Origin of the sequence: Pseudooceanicola lipolyticus (genome assembly GCF_002786325.1) — a bacterium.
GTDB lineage: Bacteria > Pseudomonadota > Alphaproteobacteria > Rhodobacterales > Rhodobacteraceae > Pseudooceanicola_C > Pseudooceanicola_C lipolyticus.
The window spans coordinates 1-3,851 of sequence record NZ_PGTB01000248.1 but is presented as its reverse complement, the minus strand read 5'-3'; the positions used below and the strand labels follow the sequence as shown (position 1 = coordinate 3,851).

The 3,851-nt window shown below is 66.6% G+C and carries 3 protein-coding genes and 1 pseudogene; 1 reads left to right on the top strand and 3 read right to left on the bottom strand.

Features of this window, described 5'->3' with window-relative positions:
* The 3 genes and pseudogenes from CVM52_RS24265 to CVM52_RS24255 form a co-directional block, all read right to left on the bottom strand.
* Positions 1-286, bottom strand: a pseudogene (locus tag CVM52_RS24265) (keto-deoxy-phosphogluconate aldolase); the annotation flags it as partial.
* Between the two features lie 3 nt (positions 287-289).
* Complete coding sequence (gene edd, locus CVM52_RS24260) at positions 290-2,098, bottom strand: phosphogluconate dehydratase (RefSeq protein WP_100164875.1); 1,809 nt, start codon at positions 2,096-2,098, stop codon at positions 290-292.
* 111 nt (positions 2,099-2,209) lie between these two features.
* Complete coding sequence (locus tag CVM52_RS24255) at positions 2,210-2,791, bottom strand: DUF1285 domain-containing protein (RefSeq protein ID WP_100164874.1); 582 nt, start codon at positions 2,789-2,791, stop codon at positions 2,210-2,212.
* A gap of 69 nt (positions 2,792-2,860) precedes the next feature.
* On the opposite strand from CVM52_RS24255, the gene CVM52_RS24250 reads away from it, so the two are divergent.
* On the top strand, positions 2,861-3,851 hold a 991-nt coding region (locus CVM52_RS24250; protein WP_100164873.1), incomplete at its 3' end, for an AAA family ATPase.

Sequence of the window (3,851 nt, the reverse complement as noted above, 5' to 3'; positions counted from 1 at the left end):
ACACGCCGAACTTCGCGCCGGCCGCCTTGGCGGCGCGCACGTCTTCCGGCGTCACCAGGGTGCCGGCGCCGACCACGCCACCGGGCACCTGGGCCATGGCATGGATCACGTCCAGCGCCGCCGGGGTGCGCAGCGTCACTTCCAGCGCCGGCAAGCCGCCGGCGATCAACGCCTCGGCCAGCGGCCGGGCCTGGGCAACGTCCTGCACCACCAGCACAGGCACCACCGGCGCCAGCAGACAGGTTTCGCGGGTGCGCGCGCAGGCCTCTTGCGGGGTCAGGGTCATAGATCAGCCTCCAAAGACGGTTGCGCCGGTGTCGGCAGAGCCAACCGACCGGCGGAACAGGGAAAACAATTCGCGTCCGATGCCGGCCTCGTTGGCCGCCAGGTCGGGGGTTGCGGAGGCGCGGCTTAGCACGCCGGGGGTGAGAATCTCCAGTTCGCCCTTTACCGCGTCGACACGCAGCAGATCGCCATCCTGCAGCTTGGCGATGGCACCGCCGTCCAGCGCCTCGGGGCAAACATGGATTGCCGCGGGCACCTTGCCCGAGGCGCCGGACATCCGCCCGTCGGTCACCAGCGCCACGTTCTGGCCGCGCCCCTGCAGCACCGCCAGGATCGGCGTCAGGCTGTGCAGTTCCGGCATGCCGTTGGCCTTGGGGCCCTGGAAGCGGACCACCACGATCACGTCGCCGGTGAATTCGCCGGCCTTGAAGGCGGCCTTGACCGCGTCCTGGTCGTGGAACACGCGCACCGGCGCCTCGACGACCTGGTGCTCGGGCTTGACCGCCGAGACCTTCATCACCGCGGTGCCCAGCGAGCCGGACAGGCGCTTCAGCCCGCCGGTGGGCTGGAAGGGGTCATTGGCGGGGCGCAGGATCTTGTCGTTCAGGCTGGCCCCGGCGCCGGGCACCCATTCCAGCTTGTCGCCGTTCAGCTTCGGCTCGGCGGTGTAATGTTCCATCCCCTGCCCGGCCACGGTGCGGGTGTCATCATGCATCAGCCCGGCCTTCAGCAGCTCGCCGATCATATAGCCCAGGCCGCCAGCGGCGTGGAAATGGTTCACGTCGGCCAGCCCGTTGGGATAGACCCGCGCCATCAGCGGGGTGACATTGGAAATATCCGAAAAATCCTCCCAATCCAGCTGGATGCCGCCGGCGCGGGCCATGGCGATCAGGTGGATCAGCAGGTTGGTGGACCCGCCGGTGGCGTTCAGCCCGACGATCCCGTTGACGAAGGCGCGTTCGTCCAGGATGTCGCAGACCGGGGTGTAATCATTGCCCAGCGCCGACAGCGACAGCGCCCGCCGTGCGCCCTCGCGGGTCAGCGCGTCACGCAGCGGCGTGTTCGGATTGACAAAGCTGGAGCCGGGCAGGTGCAGGCCCATGAATTCCATCAGCATCTGGTTGGTGTTGGCGGTGCCGTAGAAGGTGCAGGTGCCCGGCCCGTGATAGGCTGCCATTTCGGCCGCCATCAGCTTGTCCCGGCCGCATTCGCCGGCGGCGAATTCCTGGCGCACGCGGGCCTTTTCGTCATTGGTGATGCCGCTGGTCATCGGCCCGGCAGGCAGGAAGACGATGGGCAGGTGGCCAAAGCTCTGTGCCGCGATCACCAGGCCGGGCACGATCTTGTCGCAGACGCCGAGAAAGACGGCGGCGTCGAAGGTGTTATGCGACATCGCCACCGCGGCGGCCAGCGCGATGGTGTCGCGGGAAAACAGGCTGAGTTCCATGCCGGCCTCGCCCTGGGTGACACCGTCGCACATCGCCGGCACGCCACCGGCAACCTGGGCAGTGCCGCCGGCGGCGCGCACGGTTTCGCGGATCAGGTCAGGATAGCGTTCATAGGGCTGATGCGCCGACAGCATGTCGTTATAGGCGGTGACGATGCCCAGGTTGCCGGCGGTGCCTTCGGCGAGGCGGGCCTGATCCTCGCCGGCGGCGGCAAAGGCATGGGCCTGGCCGGAGCAGGACAGATGCCCGCGCGCCGGGCCCTTGGCGCGGGCCTCGTGCATCCGCGACAGGTAGGCCGCGCGGCTGGTTTCGCTGCGGGCGATGATCCGGTCGGTGACGCGGGCGATGGTGGCATTCAGGGTCATGTCGTGTCCCCTTTTGGCTATGGGCGGCGGGGTAGGATAGGTGGAGATTTCTCTGTTAGCGCTAACAATCACAAAACTGGCAAAAACGCAACCGGGGCGGAGGCGGAAAGCTCAGATGTTTTCCAGTTCTTCCGATGCAATCACCGGAAAGAACCTGTTTGCCGACCAGATGCCGAACCAACCATCGTGATGTTCCCCCAGTTCGACCAGCCGGTAAAAGCTTTTGCGGTCGATCAGCGCTTCGAGATTGGCGCGGATCAGCACATAGGGCGACGGTTCGCCGGTTTCCGCATCGCGGGCGACGCGGATCGGATGGTCGGGGCCGGCGGCGGCGCTGTCACCGACATTGGTGGTGAAGGTCAGCACCTGGTCGCGGCCCTGACCGGCCACCTCGAAATCGACGGCGACAAAAGGCGCGTCGTCGACGGTGATGCCGACCTTTTCGACCGGGGTCACCAGGAAATACTTGCCATCCTCTTTCTTGAGGATGGTGGAAAACAGCCGCACCATTTCGGGACGGCCGATGGGCGTGCCCAGGTAGAACCACGTGCCATCGCGGGCGATGCGCATGTCGAGATCGCCGCAGAACTCGGGATTCCACAAGTGAACCGGCGGAAGTCCGCGACCTTTCGCGGCGCGAATTGTGGCAGCGATGCCCTCGGCTGAGGGAGTAACGGCAATTTGTCTGCTCATAGCTTTTGCCATTTCCGGTGGCCGCGATACACTTCTATTCAACCATATATGAGTGCCGAAAGGAAAGTCATGTCCGAGTCTGATGATCTGGTCGCCGAAATCGAGGCGCTTGAGGCAAAGCTGGCCAGTGCCAAATCGTCGATCACTCGCCGGTTCATCGGGCAGGAGCGGGTTGTCGAACTGACGCTGACCGCGTTGCTGTGCGGGGGTCACGCGTTGTTGATCGGGCTGCCGGGGCTGGGCAAGACCCGGCTGGTCGAAACCCTGTCGACGGTGATGGGCCTGAAGGGCAACCGCATCCAGTTCACCCCCGACCTGATGCCGGCCGATATCCTCGGTTCGGAAGTACTGGACACCGCCAGCGACGGGTCGCGGCATTTCCGCTTTGTGCCCGGGCCGATCTTCTGCGAATTGCTGATGGCCGACGAGATCAACCGCGCCAGCCCGCGCACCCAGTCGGCGTTGTTGCAGGCGATGCAGGAACGCGAGATCACCGTCGCCGGCGAGACCCGCGACCTGGGCAAGGCGTTTCACGTGCTGGCCACCCAGAACCCGATCGAGCAGGAAGGCACCTATCCGCTGCCCGAGGCGCAGCTGGACCGGTTCCTGGTGCAGATCGATGTCAACTATCCCGACCGCGCCACCGAGCGCGACATCCTGCTGGCCACCACCGGTGTCAGCGAGGACGAGGCGGTGGAGGTGTTCACCCGGGACGAGCTGCTGGCGGCGCAGGTGCTGCTGCGGCGGATGCCGGTGGGCGAGTCGGTGGTCGAAATGATTCTCGACCTGGTGCGCGCCTTCCGCCCGGAAGAGCCCGGCGCTTCGGAGCAGGTGCGCGACACCGTGGCCTGGGGCCCCGGCCCGCGCGCGGCGCAGGCGCTGATGATGACGGTGCGGGCGCGGGCGATGCTAGAAGGGCGGCTGGCGCCCAATGCCGAGGACGTGATCAACATGGCACGACCGGTGCTGAGCCACCGCATGGCGCTGAACTTCGCGGCGCGGGCGCGGGGTGACAGCCTGGCCGAGCTGATCGAGACCACCGCCGCCAGCCTGACCCGGA

Coding starts and splice junctions, on each gene's coding strand:
- edd (WP_100164875.1), bottom strand. CDS start 2,098: ATGACCCTGAATGCCACCATCGCCCGCGTCACCGACCGGATCATCGCC.
- CVM52_RS24255 (WP_100164874.1), bottom strand. CDS start 2,791: ATGAGCAGACAAATTGCCGTTACTCCCTCAGCCGAGGGCATCGCTGCC.